General features: G+C 74.6%; 18 protein-coding genes. 1 reads left to right on the top strand and 17 read right to left on the bottom strand.

The genetic code is table 11. The annotated features are described in order from the left end of the window. Nucleotides 1-8 precede the first annotated feature (8 nt). Nucleotides 9-1,007, bottom strand: a complete 999-nt coding sequence (locus amrb99_RS09970) for an acyltransferase domain-containing protein (RefSeq protein ID WP_190855104.1) — start codon at nucleotides 1,005-1,007, stop codon at nucleotides 9-11. Between the two features lie 124 nt (nucleotides 1,008-1,131). Here amrb99_RS09970 and amrb99_RS09965 point away from each other — a divergent pair, with 124 nt between their 5' ends. Then, nucleotides 1,132-2,175: a ketoacyl-ACP synthase III family protein gene (locus tag amrb99_RS09965; RefSeq protein ID WP_190855102.1), complete on the top strand. Its 1,044-nt coding sequence runs from the start codon at nucleotides 1,132-1,134 to the stop codon at nucleotides 2,173-2,175. On the opposite strand, the gene amrb99_RS09960 is transcribed toward amrb99_RS09965, so the two are convergent. The 16 genes from amrb99_RS09960 to amrb99_RS09885 form a co-directional block, all read right to left on the bottom strand. Continuing rightward, on the bottom strand, nucleotides 2,126-2,344 hold the full coding sequence (locus tag amrb99_RS09960) for an acyl-CoA carboxylase epsilon subunit (protein ID WP_190855100.1): 219 nt from the start codon (nucleotides 2,342-2,344) through the stop codon (nucleotides 2,126-2,128). The two genes, amrb99_RS09965 and amrb99_RS09960, sit on opposite strands and share 50 nt — an antisense overlap. Before the next feature lie 46 nt (nucleotides 2,345-2,390). Then, nucleotides 2,391-3,866, bottom strand: a complete 1,476-nt coding sequence (locus amrb99_RS09955; protein WP_241755431.1) for an acyl-CoA carboxylase subunit beta — start codon at nucleotides 3,864-3,866, stop codon at nucleotides 2,391-2,393. Nucleotides 3,867-3,936: 70 nt separating this feature from the next. After that, nucleotides 3,937-4,422 (bottom strand): flavin reductase family protein, encoded by a 486-nt coding sequence (locus tag amrb99_RS09950; protein WP_190855096.1) that lies wholly within the window; start codon nucleotides 4,420-4,422, stop codon nucleotides 3,937-3,939. 179 nt (nucleotides 4,423-4,601) lie between these two features. Then, nucleotides 4,602-5,243, bottom strand: coding sequence for a response regulator transcription factor (locus amrb99_RS09945; protein WP_190855094.1), 642 nt, complete (start codon nucleotides 5,241-5,243; stop codon nucleotides 4,602-4,604). Nucleotides 5,244-6,099: 856 nt separating this feature from the next. Further along, nucleotides 6,100-6,459, bottom strand: a complete 360-nt coding sequence (locus tag amrb99_RS09940) for an STAS domain-containing protein (protein ID WP_190855091.1) — start codon at nucleotides 6,457-6,459, stop codon at nucleotides 6,100-6,102. Between the two features lie 4 nt (nucleotides 6,460-6,463). Beyond that, complete coding sequence (locus amrb99_RS09935) at nucleotides 6,464-6,841, bottom strand: MerR family transcriptional regulator (RefSeq protein ID WP_190855089.1); 378 nt, start codon at nucleotides 6,839-6,841, stop codon at nucleotides 6,464-6,466. 216 nt (nucleotides 6,842-7,057) lie between these two features. After that, nucleotides 7,058-7,501, bottom strand: coding sequence for an Hsp20/alpha crystallin family protein (locus amrb99_RS09930; RefSeq protein ID WP_190855086.1), 444 nt, complete (start codon nucleotides 7,499-7,501; stop codon nucleotides 7,058-7,060). Nucleotides 7,502-7,711: 210 nt separating this feature from the next. Then, nucleotides 7,712-9,934 carry a DUF4132 domain-containing protein gene (locus tag amrb99_RS09925; protein WP_190855084.1) on the bottom strand — a complete coding sequence of 741 codons (2,223 nt, stop codon included), beginning with the start codon at nucleotides 9,932-9,934 and terminating at the stop codon, nucleotides 7,712-7,714. 92 nt (nucleotides 9,935-10,026) lie between these two features. After that, on the bottom strand, nucleotides 10,027-10,890 hold the full coding sequence (locus amrb99_RS09920; RefSeq protein ID WP_190855082.1) for an SMP-30/gluconolactonase/LRE family protein: 864 nt from the start codon (nucleotides 10,888-10,890) through the stop codon (nucleotides 10,027-10,029). Next, nucleotides 10,887-11,825: a sugar kinase gene (locus amrb99_RS09915; protein ID WP_190855080.1), complete on the bottom strand. Its 939-nt coding sequence runs from the start codon at nucleotides 11,823-11,825 to the stop codon at nucleotides 10,887-10,889. The genes amrb99_RS09920 and amrb99_RS09915 overlap by 4 nt, the downstream gene beginning before the upstream one ends. Further along, nucleotides 11,822-12,466, bottom strand: coding sequence for a bifunctional 4-hydroxy-2-oxoglutarate aldolase/2-dehydro-3-deoxy-phosphogluconate aldolase (locus tag amrb99_RS09910; protein ID WP_347256618.1), 645 nt, complete (start codon nucleotides 12,464-12,466; stop codon nucleotides 11,822-11,824). The genes amrb99_RS09915 and amrb99_RS09910 overlap by 4 nt, the downstream gene beginning before the upstream one ends. A gap of 11 nt (nucleotides 12,467-12,477) precedes the next feature. Beyond that, a complete protein-coding gene (dgoD, locus tag amrb99_RS09905) occupies nucleotides 12,478-13,623 on the bottom strand; it encodes a galactonate dehydratase (RefSeq protein ID WP_190855075.1) in 1,146 nt (381 codons plus the stop codon). Next, nucleotides 13,620-14,369, bottom strand: a complete 750-nt coding sequence (locus amrb99_RS52315; protein ID WP_190855073.1) for an SDR family oxidoreductase — start codon at nucleotides 14,367-14,369, stop codon at nucleotides 13,620-13,622. The genes dgoD and amrb99_RS52315 overlap by 4 nt, the downstream gene beginning before the upstream one ends. Beyond that, nucleotides 14,366-15,316: a DUF4380 domain-containing protein gene (locus amrb99_RS53050; protein WP_190855070.1), complete on the bottom strand. Its 951-nt coding sequence runs from the start codon at nucleotides 15,314-15,316 to the stop codon at nucleotides 14,366-14,368. Before amrb99_RS53050 ends, amrb99_RS52315 begins: the two co-directional genes overlap by 4 nt. 29 nt (nucleotides 15,317-15,345) lie before the next feature. Further along, nucleotides 15,346-16,452 carry a zinc-binding dehydrogenase gene (locus tag amrb99_RS09890; protein WP_347256617.1) on the bottom strand — a complete coding sequence of 369 codons (1,107 nt, stop codon included), beginning with the start codon at nucleotides 16,450-16,452 and terminating at the stop codon, nucleotides 15,346-15,348. An 11-nt stretch (nucleotides 16,453-16,463) separates the two neighbouring features. Then, nucleotides 16,464-17,486, bottom strand: coding sequence for an ABC transporter permease (locus amrb99_RS09885; protein ID WP_190855068.1), 1,023 nt, complete (start codon nucleotides 17,484-17,486; stop codon nucleotides 16,464-16,466). Between the last annotated feature and the right edge of the window lie 16 nt (nucleotides 17,487-17,502).

The following is a 17,502-nucleotide window of genomic DNA, read 5'->3' as shown; positions in this document are numbered from 1 at the left end:
CGGGGGGGTCAGCGGCGCGTCAGCACCCGTTCGGCCGCCGACCGCACGGCGTCGCGCTCGGCGTCGTCGCCGAGCCGCCGGTCGGGCGACATCCCGATCACCTGGCTGCGTCCGGCCGCGACGCGGGGATGGCGGCGGGCGAGCATCGTGAGGCTCTGCCCCGGCCCGGTCTCCACCAGCAGGTGGTCGCCGTCGTCCAGGAGCCGGTCGAGCGCCCGAGCGAAGTGGACGGTCCGGGCAGGCTGCCCGATCCAGAAGGACGGGTCGCACGCCCGCTCGGCGGTGAGCGGCGCCGCGTCGTAGGCCGAGTACAGCCGCACGGCGGGCGGCCGCAGCTCGACGCCGGTCCAGCGGTCGCCGGCCTCGGCCGACGCCGCCGCCACCAGCGGGCTGTGGAACGCCTGCCGAGCGGGGACCCGCCGGACCGTGACGCCGGAGTCCTTCAGCCGGGACATGGCGCGCAGCAGCGGCTCCTCCGCCGCGGCGAGCAGCAGCTGCCGGGGCGCGTTGACGGCCGCGAGGTGGACGTCGTCGCCGAGCAGGGGCTCCACGCCCCGCACCGAGGCGGCGACCGCGAGCATCCCGCCCGGTTCCGTCGCGGCGAGCGCGGGCAGCCGCTCCATCATCAGCCGCATGCCGTCGGCGAAGTCGAAGACCCCGGCGAGCGCACCGGCCACCATCTCGCCGGCCGAGTGCCCGAGCAGCGCGTCCGGGCTCCCGCACCGGTCCACCAGGGTCCGCCCGAGCGCGTACCCGACCGCGTACAAAAGCGGCTGCGCCACCGTGACGTCGTCGAACTCCGGCGACGGCCGCTCGGCGAGCCACTGCCCGCGCACGTGCGGGCCGCGCGGGCCCATGAGCGCGAACGCCTCGTCCATGGTGCGGGTGAAGGTCTCGACGGTGCCGTACAGGGACGCGGCCATCCGCGGATGCTGCGCTCCCTGGCCGGGGATCAGCAGGGCGATCGGCAGCGGGCGTCCCCCGCCTGCTCGGTGGTCGTCGGTCATGCCCCCTTGTCTAAGGCGGCCGCGTCGAGATCCGGCCTAGGGTCATTCGCGTCCGGCGCCGCCGGGCGGGCCGGGACGACCTGTCCTCGACAGCGCCCTGACGCCCGGCTGCGACGCTCGCGGCATGAGGTACGAGGACATCCACGTGGCGGGGATCGGCCGCCACCTGCCCGACCCGATCGAGACGGCGGACGCGGAGAGACGGGGGCTGTGCGCCCGCAAGGACGTCTGGCGCACCGGCATCGAGGCCGTGTGCGTCTCCGAGGAGGCCCCGCCGGTGATGGCGGCGGACGCCGCGCGGCGGGCCATGGCGGACGCCGGCGCGGACCCGTCCGACATCGAGCTGATCCTGCACGCCAGCGTCCACTACCAGGGCCACGACCTGTGGGCCGCCGCCTCCTACGTGCAGCGCGAGGCGGTCGGCAACGCCTGCCCCGCCGTCGAGGTGGGGCAGCAGTCCAACGGCGGCATGGCCGCGATCGAGCTGGCCGCCTCGTTCCTGGCGGCCCGGCCCGCGGGCGCCAAGGCGCTGGTGTCGACCGGCGACCGGTTCGCCCTGCCGGGCTTCGACCGCTGGCGGACGGACCCGGGCACGATCTGCGGCGACGGCGGCACCGCGATGGTCCTGGCGCGCGGCGCACGGACCCCGGAGGACGGGCGGGACGCCGTCCTGCTGCGCAGCGCGGTCTCCGTCTCGGACCCGGGCCTGGAGAAGCTCGGGCGGGGCGCGCGGCCGTTCGCGGACGCCCCGCTGGAGGCGGCCCGCCCGATCGACGCCGAGACGCCGCGCGAGGAGGCGGTCTCCGAACTCGGCTTCACCGAGGTCCTGCGGCGGCTGCTGGACGGGCAGGTGCGCGCCGTCGAGGGCGCGCTGTCCGAGGCGGGCGTCGAGCGCGGCGACATCGACTGGTTCGTCCTGCCGCACCTGGGCCTGCCGAAGATGAACGTGCAGTTCTTCGAGCCGCTCGGCGTCGACCGGGAGCGGACGACGTGGGACTGGGGCAGCCGGATCGGCCACCTCGGCGCCGGGGACCAGATCGCCGGGCTCGGCGAGCTGGTCGCCTCCGGCCGCCTCGCGCCCGGTGAGCGCTGCCTGCTCGCGGGCGTCGGCGCGGGCTTCACCTGGTCCGCGGCAGTGGTGGAGCGGACGCGGGCCGGGGCGGGCTGAGCCCCTCGGGGTCCCAGCGCGGTCCGGGCCGCCGCTCCGCGCCTCGCGGGGCGGCGGCCTCGTCCGCGCGGGCGCCGCGGTCCCGCCCGCCGTGCACGAGCACGGCGACGAGCGCCGCCAGCTCCCGCTCGTCCAGACGGCCCTTCACGATCTCGAGGTCGGCGCTCATCGCGGCCCTCTCCCCTGCCGGCCCGCGTTTCAGCGCGGGCCGGCGGTCACTGCGGCTGGTTCCCGTGCTTGCGGTTCGGCCGGGGCACGTACTTGGCGGCCAGCATGTCGAGCGCGTCGACGATCCGGACGCGCGTCTCCGCCGGGTCGATCACCTCGTCCACCAGGCCGCGCTCGGCCGCGTGGAACGGGTCCATCAGCTCGCGCCGGTAGTCCTCGACGCGGGCCCGGCGCTCGGCCTCCGGGTCGTCGGCGGCGGCGATCTCCCGCCGGTACACGACGTTCACCGCGGCCTCGGCGCCCATCACGGCGATCTCGTTCGTCGGCCAGGCGAGGGACACGTCCGCGCCGATCGACCGCGAGTCCATCACGATGTACGCGCCGCCGTACGCCTTGCGCAGGACGAGCTGCACGCGCGGCACGGTGGCGTCGCAGTACGCGTAGAGCAGCTTGGCGCCGTGCCGGATGATCCCGCCGTGCTCCTGGTCCACCCCGGGCAGGAAGCCCGGCACGTCCACCAGCGTCACGATCGGGATGTTGAACGCGTCGCAGAACTGGACGAACCGGGACGCCTTCTCCGCGGCGGTGATGTCCAGGACCCCGGCCGTCTCCGCGGGCTGGTTGGCCACCAGCCCGGTGACCCGGCCCGCGAACCGGACGAACGCGCACACCACCGTCGTGCCCCACATCTCGTGGATCTCGAACATCTCGCCGTCGTCGACGATCTCCTCCACGACGGCGCGCACGTCGTAGGCGGCCTTGGCGTCGACCGGCACCATGTCGCGCAGCGCCGGGCAGGACCGGTCCGGCGGGTCGGCGGTGGGCCGCTCGGGCGCGAACCGGGTGTTGTCGGACGGCAGCAGCGACAGCAGGTACCGCACGTCCGCGAGGCACTCCTCCTCGCCGTCGTAGATCGCCTCGGCCACCCCGGTCCGGGCCGCGTGCACCTCGGCGCCGCCCAGCTCCTCGTGGGTGATCGTCTCGCCGGTGACCGCGCCGACCACGTCCGGGCCGGTGATGAACATCTGCGCGGTGTCGCGCACCATGAAGACGAAGTCGGTGAGCGACGGCGAGTACGCCGCGCCGCCCGCGCACGGGCCGAGCATCACGCTGATCTGCGGGATCACCCCGGAGTTGCGGACGTTGCGCTGGAAGATGCCGCCGTATCCGGCGAGCGCGGTGACGCCCTCCTGGATGCGCGCGCCCGCCCCGTCGCAGAGCCCGACCAGCGGCGCTCCCGCCTTCGCCGCCAGGTCCATGATCTTGTGGATCTTGGCGGCGTGCGCCTCGCCGAGGCTGCCGCCGAAGACCCGGAAGTCGTGCGCGTAGGCGAACACCCGCCGGCCCTCGACCAGGCCCCAGCCGACCACGACGCCGTCCGTCGGCGGGCGGCGTCGCTCCATGCCGAAGCCCTGCGCCCGGTGCCGCCGGAACGTCTCGATCTCGGTGAAGCTGTCCTTGTCGAACAGCAGGTCGAGCCGTTCCCGGACGGTCAGCTTCCCCTTGGACCTCTGGGCCTTCATGCCCCGGTCGCCGCCTGCCTCGGCGGCGGCGCGGCGCTCGGCCTCCAGCCGGGCCACGCGGGCCCTCATCTCAGACACTCCCGTACCCTCCGTCGGCGAAGACCAGCGGTTTGGCGTCGCGGAGCCGGCCCGCCGCCACCACCAGGCCGACCACCACGTAGTGGTCGCCGAGCCCGATGGCGTCCACGAGCCGGCAGTCGACGAACCCGGCGGCCTCGGCGAGCACCGGCGAGCCCGTCGCCGCGGTGACGACCTCCTGCCCGGCGAACCGGTCCACCCCGGGCGCCGCGAAACGGCGCGCCAGAGGCTCCTGGTCGGCGCACAGGAAGCTCACCGCGAAGCAGCCCGCCCGCTCCACCACCGGCCACGTCCGCGACCCGGATCCGATGCAGAACAGGACGAGCGGCGGTTCCAGCGACACGGAGGTGAACGAGTTCATCGTCGTCCCGGCCGGTCCGCTCCCGGCGTCCGCGGCCGCCACCGTCACTCCGGTGGCGAAGCCGCGCATCACCGAGCGGAACCTGCCGGCCTGCACGGGTCGGATCTGGCGGAGCACGGCGGTCCTTCCGCTGGGCGAACGATCGCCGACAACGTAGGACGCCCGCGTCGAGCCCGGTTCGCGTCCCGTCAGAGCCGGGTGCCCCCGGCTCCCGGGCCGTCCGGGGGCGAAGGCCGTCCGGAGTGAAGGGCCGTCCGGGGTGAAGGGCCGTCCGGGGTGAAAGGCCGTCCGGGCCTCTAGTGCTCGTTCCGCGGCGGTTCGATGAGGCCCGCGTGGGCGGCGCGGTTGACGGCGTCGAGCCGCGACCCCGCGCCGAGCTTGGCGAAGATGTTGCGCAGGTGGCGCTTGACCGTGGCCTCGGTGAGCGAGAGCCGGTTCGCGATCTGCCGGTTGGTGAGCGCCCGCGCGGTGAGGTCCAGCACCTGCCGCTCCCGCTCGGTGAGCTGGACGTGCTGCGCCCCGTCGTCCTCGGGCAGGCTGCGCCGCGAGACGCTCAGCACGATGCGCTCGGGGTCCTCCACCGCCTGGATCGCCGCGACCAGCTCGTGCCGCGTCACCGTCTTCAGCAGGTAGCCGCGGATGCCCGCCTCCAGCAGCGCGCGCAGCAGCTCGGGCCCCTCCTGCATGCTGAGGATGATGACCTTGGTGCCGGGCGACTGCCGCCGGATGCGCCGCACCGTGGTGACGGCGTCCGGGCCGGGCCCGCCGACCTCGAGCAGGACGACGTCGGGACGCTGGTCGGTGACCATCGCGACGGCCTCGTCGCCGTCGCCGGCCTCCCCCACCACCTTCAGCCCGGCGTCCTCTTCGAGGATCTCGCGCACCCCCTGCCGGACGAGGGTGTGGCTGTCGACGATCAGGACGGTCCGCGGCGTCAAGACCGCCCCCGCGCGCCGGCGCCCGTGCGTTCCGGCCGGGGACGGCCCTTCACGGGGAATCCGGCGGCAGGCTCACTCGGACATTCGCTCATGAAGGCTCCGATCGGCGCGGTCTGGTTGCCGTTGGAGTCCGGACGGCGCCCACATCGCCACCCATCCCGCCGTATTGCGTTTTTGAAAGATCAACCGATTTCGTAAACACACCCCGTGACCCGTGGCGAGCCAACGGTAACATGCACCGATGTGCCCCGCCACCCGCCCCAGCGCCATGACAAATCGCAACTACATACCTGTCAACGCGCCCGGTAACACGACCTTCCCGAACGACCGACTTCACTCCGGACGCCGCCTTGTTCAGCACCCCGAACCGCATGTGGAGGCGCGGAGGCGGGGAACCGGCGCCTGCCCGCTCCGGCCGTTCGGAAGCCGTCGCCGCCCGCGATCCGCAAGGCGCTCCGGCGCGACGACCGGCACCGTCACGGCCCGCCGGCGGCCTCCCGGCCCCGGCCAATTCCGGCCGCCGGCCAAATCATGGACCGGGAATCCGGCCGCGCGGTGACGGGATGATTCCGGCGGTGCGCACCGAGTCACCCGCCGCAGAATACGGCCGTCAACCGTCCCTCGGAGTTCCTTGCTCGCACTTCCCCATTGTCACCCCTTACGAAGCGGGAACACGCAAATCATGACCGCCCCCCGCATCGCCGGGCCCTTAGAGCCCCGATGGGGCGGCGCGGCGAGCCCAAGGGACGCGGAGGGCGGTCTTGTCAGATCACCGGGAAAGAACGTCCTGCGTGGGGTAGAGCGGCATCGGTCGCCGACGAACGAAATACTTCGGGCGCGGCGGCCCGTGCGCCGGTCAGAGGATATGCGGCCCCAGGCCGCCGAGGGTCAGCACCCGCCGCACGACGGGGCGCGGGTTGCGGATCCGCAGGGCGCCGCCCTCGCGGTGCAGCCGGTTGCGGGCCCGGATCAGGATCGACAGGCCGGTGCAGTCGAGAAACTCCAGCCCGGACATCTCCACCACGAGCGTTCGGGGCCGGTCGGCCAGGGCGGCGCGGACGGCGTCGCCGAACCGGTCCTCGGCGGCCATGTCGAGCTCGCCGGACAGCAGCATCACGACGGTGTCGCCGCGGTGGCTCGTGGTGATGCCCAGCGGGTGCGGCGCTCCCGGGGTCATGGCGTCGTCGTCCCCGGGCGCCGTCAGCGGCTGCGTCATGGTGTCACCCACCTCCTGAGCGGGGGCCGGGCCGGCGAGGCGGCCGGTCGGCGGGGCCCTGGCCGGCGGGGTCCTGGCCGAGAGCGGTCAACCGTGCGGCCAGCTCGTCGCGTTCGCGGGTGAGCTCGTCGAGTTCGTGCTGGAGCTCGAAGATCCGCCGGATGGCGGGCAGCGTCATGCCCTCGTCCATCATGGTGACGACCTGCTGGATGCGGCCGATCTCCCAGCGGCTGTAGCGGCGCTGCCCGCCGGCCGAGCGCCGCGGCGAGACGACGTGCTGGGTGTCGATGCGCCGCAGGAACGCCTGCTGCACCTGCAGCATGTCGGCGACCTGCCCCACGGTGAACAGGGCCGCGTACTCGTCATCGATCGGCAATCCCATACCGGCCCCTTCCACTGTGTCGATGTGCGTTCCCGGGGCGCGCCCACTTAAGATCATGGCTGCGCGCCTGCCGGGTGTGAAAGCCGACGACCTGGCCCGGCGGGCGCCGCGCACCCACCGGGCCATGGCCGGTCTCGTCACCTGCCGCCCGCGCCGCGCCGGCGCCGGAGCGTTCCGGCGAGCGCTCGGGCGCGGGAGGCGATGGACGCGCGCCGGTCAGCTTTTGATCGCCTTCTGGTCGCCGGTGTGCTGGACGGCGACCTTGCGGGGCTTGGCCTGTTCCAGGACGGGGATGCGGACGGCCAGGACGCCGTTGTTGTAGGCGGCTTCGATGGCGTCGGCGTCCAGGTGCTCCGACAGGTAGACGCGGCGGGTGAAGGCGCCCATGGTGCGCTCGCGGACGAACACCCGCTCGTTGTCGCCGAACTCCTCCTCGCGGCGCGCGGTCACGGTCAGCACACCGCGGTCCACGGTGACCTCGATCGAGCCCGGGTCGATGCCCGGCAGGTCGAACCGCAGCACCACGTCGTCGGGACGGCGGATCCCGTCCATCGGCATGCCCGCACCGTCCCCGCGACCGCCCAGCCCCGCCTGCCGGACCGCACGGTCGAACTGACGCTCGAACTCCTGCACGAAAGGATCGATCGACGTCAGCAGCATCCTCGCTCACCTCCGAAGATCCCCAGGCCCACCGGACCCGGGACACCCTGTCCCTCACCGAGAGGAACCCTACAACTGAAATTATAGGTACCATGCCGCCGCGGTTGTCAAACATGATGTCAGAGCCGCTCGGTACGACCTTGCGAGCGCGGGGAGAGGAAAGCCGCCGGAGGCCCCTGACCGCCCAGCGGTCAGGGGCCTCCGGCGGGCTCAGCCCGTGAGACGGTGCAGGTCGGTGATGATCTCGGAGGCGATGACCGGGTCGAGGTCGCCGAACGCGAGGGGCTCGCCCGAGTAGCGGCCCGTCAGGAGCATGACGCGGTCGATGCGCTGCTCGGCGTGCTCCTCGGGGTCGAAGACGCGGATGCCGGGTTCGAAGGTGACCATGACGTGCCGTTCGTCCGGCGTCAGGAGCGTCACCTGCCGGCGGAAGCCGCCGGTCTCCTTCTCGCCGAGCGTCCAGCCGCGCGACGTCAGGCCGAGGATCCTGCCGAAGTGGACGGAGCCGCCCTCGAAGCGGGCCAGCCGGCCGCTCCCCCGCTCGTCCTCCGCGAGGGCGTGGACGGGGCGGCCGAGCTGCGGGAACGGCTGCAGGATCTCGTAGTCGGCGAAGATCGCGGCCCAGTCCCGGACGGCGTCCTCGCCGAGGAGGAGCGGGTGCGGCAGCGCGACCCGGGCGTCGCCGGGCAGCGCGTAGGCGTCGTCGCGGACGTCGGCGAGCGTCCCGTCCTCGGCCACCCGGAACGCGCCCGTCCCCGCCGACCACACCAGCCGCCGGGCGAGGTGGCGCATGAGCGGGTGCGCGACGAACAGCGCGCCGAACTCCCCGGCCGTCCAGGTCCGCCCGGTCACCATCGCCGCTTCCAGCCGTTTCACCTGCTCCGCGGCGACGGTGCGGGCCTCCTTCTTGAGGTCGGTGAAGCGCTTGTAGGCGGCGGGGGCGAGGACGTCGTCGTCCTTCACGCCCGGCTTCGGCAGCGTCTTGCGGGGCTTGCCGCTCTCGTCGGTGACGAAGGGCCGGATCTCCTCGTCGAAGCCCACCACGAAGCGGCGCGGTCCGTAGTCGAGCGTCAGGGAGCCGTCGGCGTCGAGGCCGAGGTCCGGGACGAGCCGGTCGGCGAGCTGCTCCTGGGTGAGCCCGCGCTGCTCGGCGGCGCGCTTCAGCGCGTCCCGCGCGAACCGCCCGATCCACTTCTGGTCCTCGGCCTTGTTCGCGAGCCGGTCCAGGTGCCGGAGGGCGGAGTCGGTGCCGAGCCGGCCGAACAGGCGGAGCGCGGACTGCCCGCCCGAATCCCACACGTACGCGCGGGACCAGCGTGCGACGATCGGCGCGAGCCGGTCGGCGGTGGTGTCGTCGCCCCACTCGGCCAGGGCGTACTGCACGCCGGGCGACGCCCACAGTTTGGGATGGCGGTCGGCCTCGTAGAGGGCCCAGGCGAACTCGGCGAGCGATTCGGGGTCGAGGGGCGGGACGGCCAGGGGGACGCCGGCGTACGGCTTGTCGCGCTCCGAGATGGCCAGCATGGTCAGGAGGTTCCGGGTCGCGGCCGTGGGAAGCGCCGCCAGACGGCGAAGGCGCAGCAGGATCCGCGGCAGCCGTTCGGGATCCCAGCCCTCGGGCAGTTCTGGCAGCGGGTCGGGGTACATGTCGAGCGGATCGGTGCGCAGCCGGGAGACCGCCTGCACCGCCTCGTCCCCGTAGTGCCCGGCGGCCTCCACCAGGAGGTCATGGCCGTGGCGCCGCGCGACCGAGCGCAGCGCCGCCTCGGCGCGTTCCCGCTTGGGCCCCGGCTTGCGCAGCGCGTCCGGGATCGTCAGCCTCACGGCGTCCACCCCGTGCAGGTCGTACCAGGCGTCCTGCGCCTGGTCGCTCCCCCGGCCGTCGAAGTCCTTGATCATGGCCTGGGCGACGGCGTGGTCCAGGAAGGGCTCGAGCGCGTACACGCTCCATTTCTTCTTCTTCGCCTGGTGCAGCGCCGGCGGGTAGGCGGCCATCTCGTGGCGCGCCACCGCGCCGCGGTCGGCGCCGACCGAGAAGTCGGCGAAGGCGTCCCAGTAGCGTTCGTCGGCGAGCAGCCTCTCGCCGAGCTCCCGGGGCGCCTGCATGACGAGCCCCATGTAGAGGTGCTCGAAGCGCGACCTGGAACTCCAGTCGCGCGGCTTCCAGAGGTCGATGGCCTGGTCACCGGCGAAGAACTCGGCGAGTTCGGCCCAGTCGGTGTCCTCGGGCATGCGTTTCTGCGAGTACTCGTACGGGGCCTTCAGCCACTCCTCCCGCCGGCCGGGCGCCCAGCGGACGACGGTCGGCTCCCGGGGCGTCTTCAGGCTGAGGACGACCGGCGGTTCCTTCGTCCCTCCCATCCAGGGCGGCTGTACGAGCAGGGCGGGCAGTGCGTCGTCGGGGGCGTCTTCTACGTGGGGCTCTTGTGTCATCGTTTCCAGTATCGCGGCCGGCGGACGTTGTCGATCATGAGACGTCCCGGCCCGCTCCCGGGTTTCCGCCCGCACGGCGCCCCGTCGATCGCCTACCGGGCGGCCCCGGCACGCCTGAGGCGGAAGGGGACGACCGGGTAGCCGCCGGCGGTCGTCCCGGCGGTGAGGACGCGGCCGTCCGCGGGGCAGGGCGCGGCCAGGCCGTGGGTGGCGGTGGTCACCAGCACCCGGTGCGGTGGCGCGGGGGAAAGGCACACGCTGGTCGGCTGGCTCGCGGGAAGCCGGAACACCGTCAGCAGGTCACCGGACGGGGCGTAGCGGTGCACGGCGGACGCGCCCCAGACCGCCGACCACAGGCATCCCTCGGTGTCGACGGCCATACCGTCGGGTGATCCGTCCGGCACGCGCGCGAAGACCTCGCGCTCGCCCAGCTCCCCGGACGACGGGTCCACGGCGACGCGGTAGATGACGCCGCGGGCGCTGTCGGCGAGGTACATGACGCGGCCGTCCGGAGTGAAGGCCGGGCCGTTGGGGACGGTCAGGCCGTCCATGGCGGTGTGGACGGTGCCGTCGTCGTCCACCCGGTACAGCGAGCCCGCGCCGGGCGTTCCGTCGAAGGCCATCGAGCCCGCCCAGAACCGTCCGGACGGGTCGGTCGCACCGTCGTTCATGCGCATCGGCGTGGGCGCGCCGTCCTCCGGGCGCGCCAGCCAGTCGACGGTTCCGTCACCGTTCAGGACGGCGATGCCGGTGTCGGCGGCGGCGATCCAGCCGTCCGAGTCCTGGATCGGGGCGACGGCGCCCAGGGGGAACGGCACGGAGGCCAAAAGCGTGGTGGGCTCCAGGCGGTACAGCCCTCCGGCCAGGAGGTCGACGGCGACGAAGCCGCCGGGCGTGGCGCGCAGCCCTTCGCCGAGCTCCCACGGGCCGGTGTTCTCCAGGACGGTCCAGGTCATCGCAGTGCGGCTCCTTCGGGGAGGCCGATGAGACCGAGTTCGTCGCGGTGGGGCAGGCCCTCCCAGTCGCCGCGGCTCATGACCGCGAACGCGCCGACCGTGTGGGCGCGGCGGAGCCGGGCCTCGGCGTCCAGGCCGTCCAGCAGGCCGGACAGGTACCCGGCGACGAACCCGTCCCCCGCACCGATCGAGTCGACGGGGTCGACGCGGTGAGCGGGCACGGCGCGCGCGCCGTCCGCGGTGTACGAGCTGGCCTCGTCGCCGTTCTTGACGACGACCTCGGTGGCGCCGCCGTCCAGTAGCCGGGCGGCGATGCGGTCGGGCGGGCCGTCGCCGAGCAGGGTCAGCTCGTCGGGGGACGCGATGACGTGGTCCGCGGCGGCGGCGAGCGGCGCGAGCGCCTCGGCGGCCGCCTCCCGGCTCCACAGCCGCGGGCGGTGGTTGAGGTCGAGGCTGATCCGCGCGTGCCGGGAGCGGGCGAGGCGGCACAGCGCCGCCGCGGCGTCCCGGCAGGACGCGCTGAGCGCCGGGGTGATCCCGGTGACGTGCACGATCCGCGGCTCGAACGGCAGCGCCTCGACGTCCTCCGCGCACAGCCGGGACCCGGCGGACCCGGCGCGCAGGTACTGGACGCGGGTGACGTCCGGCAGCCGCTGCTCGAACATGATCAGGCCGGTGGGCGCGTCGCCGTCGCGGCGGACGGCCGAGACGTCGACGCCCTCGGCGCGCAGCGTGCGGGTGACGAGGTGCCCGGCCTCGTCGGAGCCGACCCGTCCGGCCCAGGCGGCGGTGCGGCCGAGGCGGGCGAGGCCGATCGCGACGTTGCTCTCGGCCCCGGCGATGCTCGTGGTGAAGCCGGAGCCGAGCCGCACCGGGCCGGTGGCGCGCAGCGCCATCATCGTCTCCCCGGCGGTGAGGACGTCCACCCGGGTCATGCGGTCCCGTCCTGCGCGGCCGTGACGGCGAGGAACGCGCGGGCGCGGCGGCGCAGCGCGGCGAGGTCGCCGCCGCGCGGCGCGTCCCCGCACAGCGGCGAGCCGACGCCGACCGCGACGGCGCCGCGCCGCAGGTACTCGGCGGCCTCGGCCTCCCCCACGCCGCCGACCGGGACGAACGGGACGTCCGGGAACGGGTCGCGCAGCGCGGTGAGGTACCCGGGCCCGTGCGCGCTCGCCGGGAACAGCTTGACGGCCGTCGCGCCGGCGGCGACGGCCGCGGCCGCCTCGGTCGGCGTGAGCGCGCCGGCCAGCACGGGAAGGCCGAGCCGCAGCGCCTCGTCGACGCCCGCGCCGAGCGACGGCGTGACGGCGTACTCGGCGCCCGCGTCGCGGGCCCGGCGCGCGTCGTCCGCGGTCAGCACCGTGCCGGCGCCGATCCGCGCGGCTCCGGCGGCCTTGCCCGCGACCTCCTCGATCACGTCCAGGGCGCCGGCGCCGCTCAGCGACACCTCGATCAGCGCGACGCCCTCCTCCGCGAGGGTGAGCGCGGTGCGGACTGCCGCCGCCGGGTCGGGGCCCCGGACGATGGCGACCAGCCGGCGCCGCTCCAGCTCCGCCGCGATCGTCGTGTTCGTCACGTTCGTTGTGTTCACCATTCCGCGTGCCCTCCGTCCGGGTGCCGCCAGACCGGCGGGCGCCACCGGTGCCCGATCCGGTCGGCGCGGCGCACCTCGTCCTCGTCGATCTCTATGCCCAGGCCCGGCGCCTCCCAGCGCTCGATCGAGCCGTCCACGAACGCGAACGGCGACCGGTCCGCCAGGTAGTCGAGCACCTCGGCGCCGTCGTTGTAGTGGATGCCGATGCTCTGCTCCTGGATCAGGAAGTTCGGCGTCGCGAACGCCACCTGCAGGCTCGCGGCGAGCGACAGCGGGCCGAGCGGGCAGTGCGGGGCGAGCAGCGCCCCGTGCACCTCGGCCAGCGACGCGATCCGCCGCACCTCGGAGATCCCGCCGGCGTGCGACAGGTCGGGCTGGACGACCGCCACCCCCGCCTGCAGCGCGGGCAGGAACTCGGCGCGGGAGAACAGCCGCTCGCCGCACGCGATCGGGGTCGTGGTGGACGCGACGACGTCGCCGAGCCGGTGCGTGTGCTCCGGAAGCACCGGCTCCTCCACGAACAGCGGGCGGTACGGCTCCAGCAGCGGGATGAGCCGCCGCGCGGCGGGTACCGTGATGCGGCCGTGGAAGTCCACCGCGAAGTCGGCCTCGTCCCCGATCGCCTCCCGGACGGTGGCGGCCCGCCGCACGATCGCGTCGATCTGCGCGGGCGGCGGCAGCGGCGCGGCCCGCCCGGAGGCGTTGATCTTCACGGCGGTCAGCCCGGCGGCGATCTGCGCGGCGGCCTCCTCCCCCACCTCGCCGGGCTCGTCCCCGCCGATCCAGCCGTACACCCGGACCCGGTCGCGGACCGCGCCGCCGAGCAGCTGGTGCACCGGGACGCCGAGCGAGCGGCCGAGGATGTCCCACAGCGCCTGGTCGAGCCCGGCGACCGCGCTGGACAGCACCGGGCCGCCGCGGTAGAACGCCGCCTTGGTCATGGTCTGCCACAGGTCCTCGACGCGGCGCGGGTCGGCGCCGAGCAGCAGGTCGGCCAGCTCGTGCACGGCGGCGCGGGTCGTGTCGGCCCGGCCCTCGACGACCGGCTCGCCCCAGCCGACGAGGCCGTCGTCGGTCTCCACCCGGCAGAACAGCCAGCGCGGCGGGACGAGGAACGTCTCCACTCTCGTGATCTTCATGCGGATCCCTTGGTGATGCTCCAGCCCCCGTCGACCCGCAGCGAGACGCCGGTGACGAACGAGGCGTCCGGGCCGGCGAGGAACGCGATCGCCGCCGCGACCTCCTCCGGGCGGCCGAGGCGCCCCGCCGCGGTCTCGGCGGCGCTGCGCCGCCGGTCCTCCTCGCCGATGCCGTCCCACTGCGCGGTGAGGACCGGACCGGGCAGCACGGCGTTCACCCGGACGCCGGGCCCGTACTCGGCGGCGAGCTGCCGGGTCAGCCCGGTCAGCCCCGCCTTGGCGGCGGCGTACGCGGGGCGTCCCGGCAGCCCGAACGAGGCGTGCACGGACGACACGATCACGACGGCGGCGCGGTCGCTGGCGCGTAGGTCGCCGAGCGTCGCGCGGACGCCGAGGAACGTCCCGGTGAGCGTGACGTCGAGCTGGCCCCGCCAGGACTCCAGCGAGATCTCGTCCGCCGCGCCCGGCTCGTAGCGCAGGGCGTTCGACACCAGGACGTCCACCGGGCCGAGCCCGGCGCGGCAGGCGCGGACGGCGCGGTCCCAGTCGCCGGGGTCGCTCACGTCGCAGCGCAGGGCGAGCGCCGCCGCGCCGTCCGCGGACAGCGCGGCGGCGACCTCGTCCACCTGCGCGGACACGTCGAGGAGCGCGACCGCGTACCCGTCGGCGGCCAGCCGCCGGGCGGTGGCCGCGCCGATCCCCTGGGCGGCGCCGGTGACGACGGCGACCGGGCGCGTCGCGGTCACGGCGTCCCACCTTCCTCGCCGGCCGGCGCCACCGTCACGCGGACGCCGAGCGCGGTCTCCGCTCCCGGCGCGAGCGTCTCCCACGGGCCGAGCGCCTCGCACTCGACGATCCGGGCGGGCGGCGCCAGCCCGCCGAGGTGCTCCAGCGGGCGGTCGAGGGGATGCTCCATCCACACCTCGGCGCGCGAGCCGCCGTCCGGGTACGGGGCGCCGTTGTGGACGTCGAACTCCATGGTCAGGCGACGCCCGGCCCGCGTGTAGGCCAGGCGTCCCGTGGCGTGCGGGAAGCCGAGCTTGCCGACGGCGTCCTGCGCGGGCACCTCGACGGTGTCCGGGCGCGGGCGCGTCCAGGTGGGCGCGGCCGTGCCGACCGCGAGCTCGACCGGCTCGCCGAAGCCCGGCCCCACCCCGACGTGGACCGTTCCACCACCCGGGTACTGGGCGACGTTCCACACCGCCCACCGCACCGGCGCAGCCGACCCGTTGACGGCGGAGACGCGCAGGTCGTAGCCGGGCTCACCGGCGCGCAACCGGATCTCCCGGCGCAGCCGCAGCCCGGTCCGCGGATCGTGCTCGCTTTCCAGCACCACCGCCGCATCGTCCGAACCCGCGCGGACCTCGGCCGCGTACGGGCCCGAGTCGAGCACCGGGTCGGGCGGCCCGGCCCACTCCCCCGGCGACGACCAGCCCTGCGGCGCCGGCCAGGTCTTGTCGCCGCCGTAGTTGCGCCAGTTCGCCATCGGCCCCGAGGTGCGTTCCGGCCGGTGCCCGCCGACGGGGTGCAGCCGGTCGTCGAGCAGCGCCGGGTTGCGCCAGAGCAACTCGTCGCCGTCGTGGACGAGGCTCAGCAGCCGTCCGCCCAGCGCCGGGACGATCCCGAGCCGCAGCGCCCCGTTGCCGAGCCACACCACCTCGTACGGGCCGGACGTGTCGGTCTCGACGTGCACGGCTCCCGCGACGGCACCGGTTCCGGCCGTCACTGCGCCGCGTCCGGGACGAGCACGACCTTGCCCTTGCTCGCGCCGGCGGCCAGCGCGTACGCCTCGCCCGCCCGCGACAGCGGGAAGACGTCGCTGACCGCCTTCTCCGGCCGCAGCCCCCAGCCGACGAGGTTGCGCGCCAGCTCGCTCATCGCCGGCAGCGACGTCACCCAGGACGCGTGGATCGTGAGCTGCTTGTGCAGCAGCGTGTCCGAGACCTCGGTGCACAGGTCGCCCCCCTCGCCGACCAGCGAGACGTGGCCCCACTCGGCCGCCGCCTCCAGCGCGAGGCTCCGGCCGGGGCGCGTCCCCGAGCAGTCGATCGTCACGCCCGCGCCGCCGCGCCCGGTGAGGTCCGCGACCGCCACCGCCGTGCCGTCGCCCGCGGGCAGGGTCGCGTCGAACACGCCGAGCGTCCCGGCCCAGGCGCGGCGCGCCTCGGACGGCTCGACGCCGATCACCTTCCGCGCGCCCATGCCGCGCCCGATCATCCCGGCGGCGAGCCCGACCGGGCCGAGCCCGACCACCAGCAGGTCGGTGTCGCCGCTCACCCCGGCGCGGCGCAGCCCCTCGTAGGCGGTGCCGAACCCGCAGGCGATCAGCGCGCCGTCGACGTAGGACAGCTCGTCCGGCAGCGGCACGCAGGTCCGCTCCTCGGCGAGCAGGTACGGGGCGTGCCCGCCGTCGCGCTGCCACCCGTAGGACTCGCGGCCGGAGTCGCAGCTGATGTAGTGGCCGCGGCGGCAGTTGTCGCAGAGCCCGCAGCCCACGATGTGGTACACGATGACGCGGTCGCCCACGCCGAACCGCCGCACGCCCGGCCCGGCGGCCACGATCCGGCCGGACGGCTCGTGCCCCGCGATCACTCCCCGGTAGGCGGGGCCGTCCACGCCGCGGTAGCCCTTGTAGCCCCGGTAGATGTAGCCGATGTCGCTGCCGCAGATCCCGGACGCGCCGACCTCGATCAGCACCTGCCCGTGGCCGGGCTCCGGCACGTCGGACTCCCGCAGCACGGCGGTGGAGTCCCCGGGCAGGAACACGCCCTCCATCCGCGCCGGCGCCCCCTCGGCGCCCGCGGGCCGCGTCGTCGAAGTCACGGTCACACCGCCCCCTTTCAGGCCGCCGCGCCGGCGCGTCCGCGCCGCGCGACCACCACGTTGATCAGTACGGCGCCGACGATGATCACGCCGCGCACCACGTTCTGCAGGAAGGAGTCCACGCCGAGCAGCACCAGGCCGTTGCCGATCACGGTGATGAACACGACGCCGAGCAGGGTGCCGAGCATCCCGCCGCGGCCCCCGGCCAGCGCCGTCCCGCCGATGACCACCGCCGCGATCACGTCGAACTCCAGCCCGGACGCCGCGCCGCCGCTGCCGGAGCCGAGCCGGGCAGCCAGCAGGATCCCGGTGACCGCCGACAGCAGCCCGGTCGTGGCGAACAGCAGCACCCGGATCCGGGTCAGGTTGATGCCCGCCAGCCGCGCCGCGCCCGCGTTGCCGCCGATCGTGTAGACCGACCGCCCGTACGCGGTGAACCGGGCGACGTAGGCGAAGACCCCGAACAGCACCAGCATCACGATCGCCGACGTCGGGATCCCCGCGACGTCCCCGCCGAGGACGTCGAACACGCCGCTGTCGGGCAGCGTCACCGGCAGCGCGTCGGTGAGGTAGAGCCCGAGGCCGCCGAGGATGCTCCACAGCCCGAGCGTCGTGATGAACGACGGCACGTCGAACACCGCGCGCAGCCACCCCGCGATCGCGCCCCACACCACGCCGAGCAGCAGGGTCACCACGATCGCGCCGCCGACGCCGAGGCCCCACTCGGTGGCGCCCTTGGCGACCAGCACCGAGGAGAACGCCGTCGCCGGGCCGATGCTGATGTCGATCTCCCCGGCGATGATGACCAGCGTGACGCCCCAGGCGGCGATGCCGACGGTGGCGGCGTCCCGCAGGATGCCGAGCTGGTTGTGCACCGACAGGAAGCCCGCGGCGGAACCGCCGAGCGCCACGTACAGCGCGACGATCGCGACCAGCAGGCCGATCTCGTTCAGCTGGTGCGACCGGCCGTTCAGCAGGCGCCCCGCCACGCCCGTGATGCGCGTCCCGCCGGGCGGCGGGACGGTCCGAGTGGTGGTCATGGTCTCTCCTCGTCTC

Source organism: Actinomadura sp. RB99, assembly GCF_014706005.1.
Taxonomy (GTDB): Bacteria; Actinomycetota; Actinomycetes; order Streptosporangiales; family Streptosporangiaceae; genus Spirillospora.
Note: the sequence above shows the minus strand (reverse complement) of the source record. Positions and strands in the feature narration are given on the sequence as shown.

Coding starts and splice junctions, on each gene's coding strand:
- amrb99_RS09930 (WP_190855086.1), bottom strand. CDS start 7,501: ATGCTGCTGACGTCGATCGATCCTTTCGTGCAGGAGTTCGAGCGTCAG.
- amrb99_RS09965 (WP_190855102.1), top strand. CDS start 1,132: ATGAGGTACGAGGACATCCACGTGGCGGGGATCGGCCGCCACCTGCCC.
- amrb99_RS09915 (WP_190855080.1), bottom strand. CDS start 11,825: ATGACCCGGGTGGACGTCCTCACCGCCGGGGAGACGATGATGGCGCTG.
- amrb99_RS09925 (WP_190855084.1), bottom strand. CDS start 9,934: ATGACACAAGAGCCCCACGTAGAAGACGCCCCCGACGACGCACTGCCC.
- amrb99_RS09955 (WP_241755431.1), bottom strand. CDS start 3,866: ATGAAGGCCCAGAGGTCCAAGGGGAAGCTGACCGTCCGGGAACGGCTC.
- amrb99_RS09920 (WP_190855082.1), bottom strand. CDS start 10,890: ATGACCTGGACCGTCCTGGAGAACACCGGCCCGTGGGAGCTCGGCGAA.
- amrb99_RS09940 (WP_190855091.1), bottom strand. CDS start 6,459: ATGACGCAGCCGCTGACGGCGCCCGGGGACGACGACGCCATGACCCCG.
- amrb99_RS09885 (WP_190855068.1), bottom strand. CDS start 17,486: ATGACCACCACTCGGACCGTCCCGCCGCCCGGCGGGACGCGCATCACG.
- amrb99_RS09960 (WP_190855100.1), bottom strand. CDS start 2,344: ATGAGCGCCGACCTCGAGATCGTGAAGGGCCGTCTGGACGAGCGGGAG.
- amrb99_RS09970 (WP_190855104.1), bottom strand. CDS start 1,007: ATGACCGACGACCACCGAGCAGGCGGGGGACGCCCGCTGCCGATCGCC.
- dgoD (WP_190855075.1), bottom strand. CDS start 13,623: ATGAAGATCACGAGAGTGGAGACGTTCCTCGTCCCGCCGCGCTGGCTG.
- amrb99_RS09935 (WP_190855089.1), bottom strand. CDS start 6,841: ATGGGATTGCCGATCGATGACGAGTACGCGGCCCTGTTCACCGTGGGG.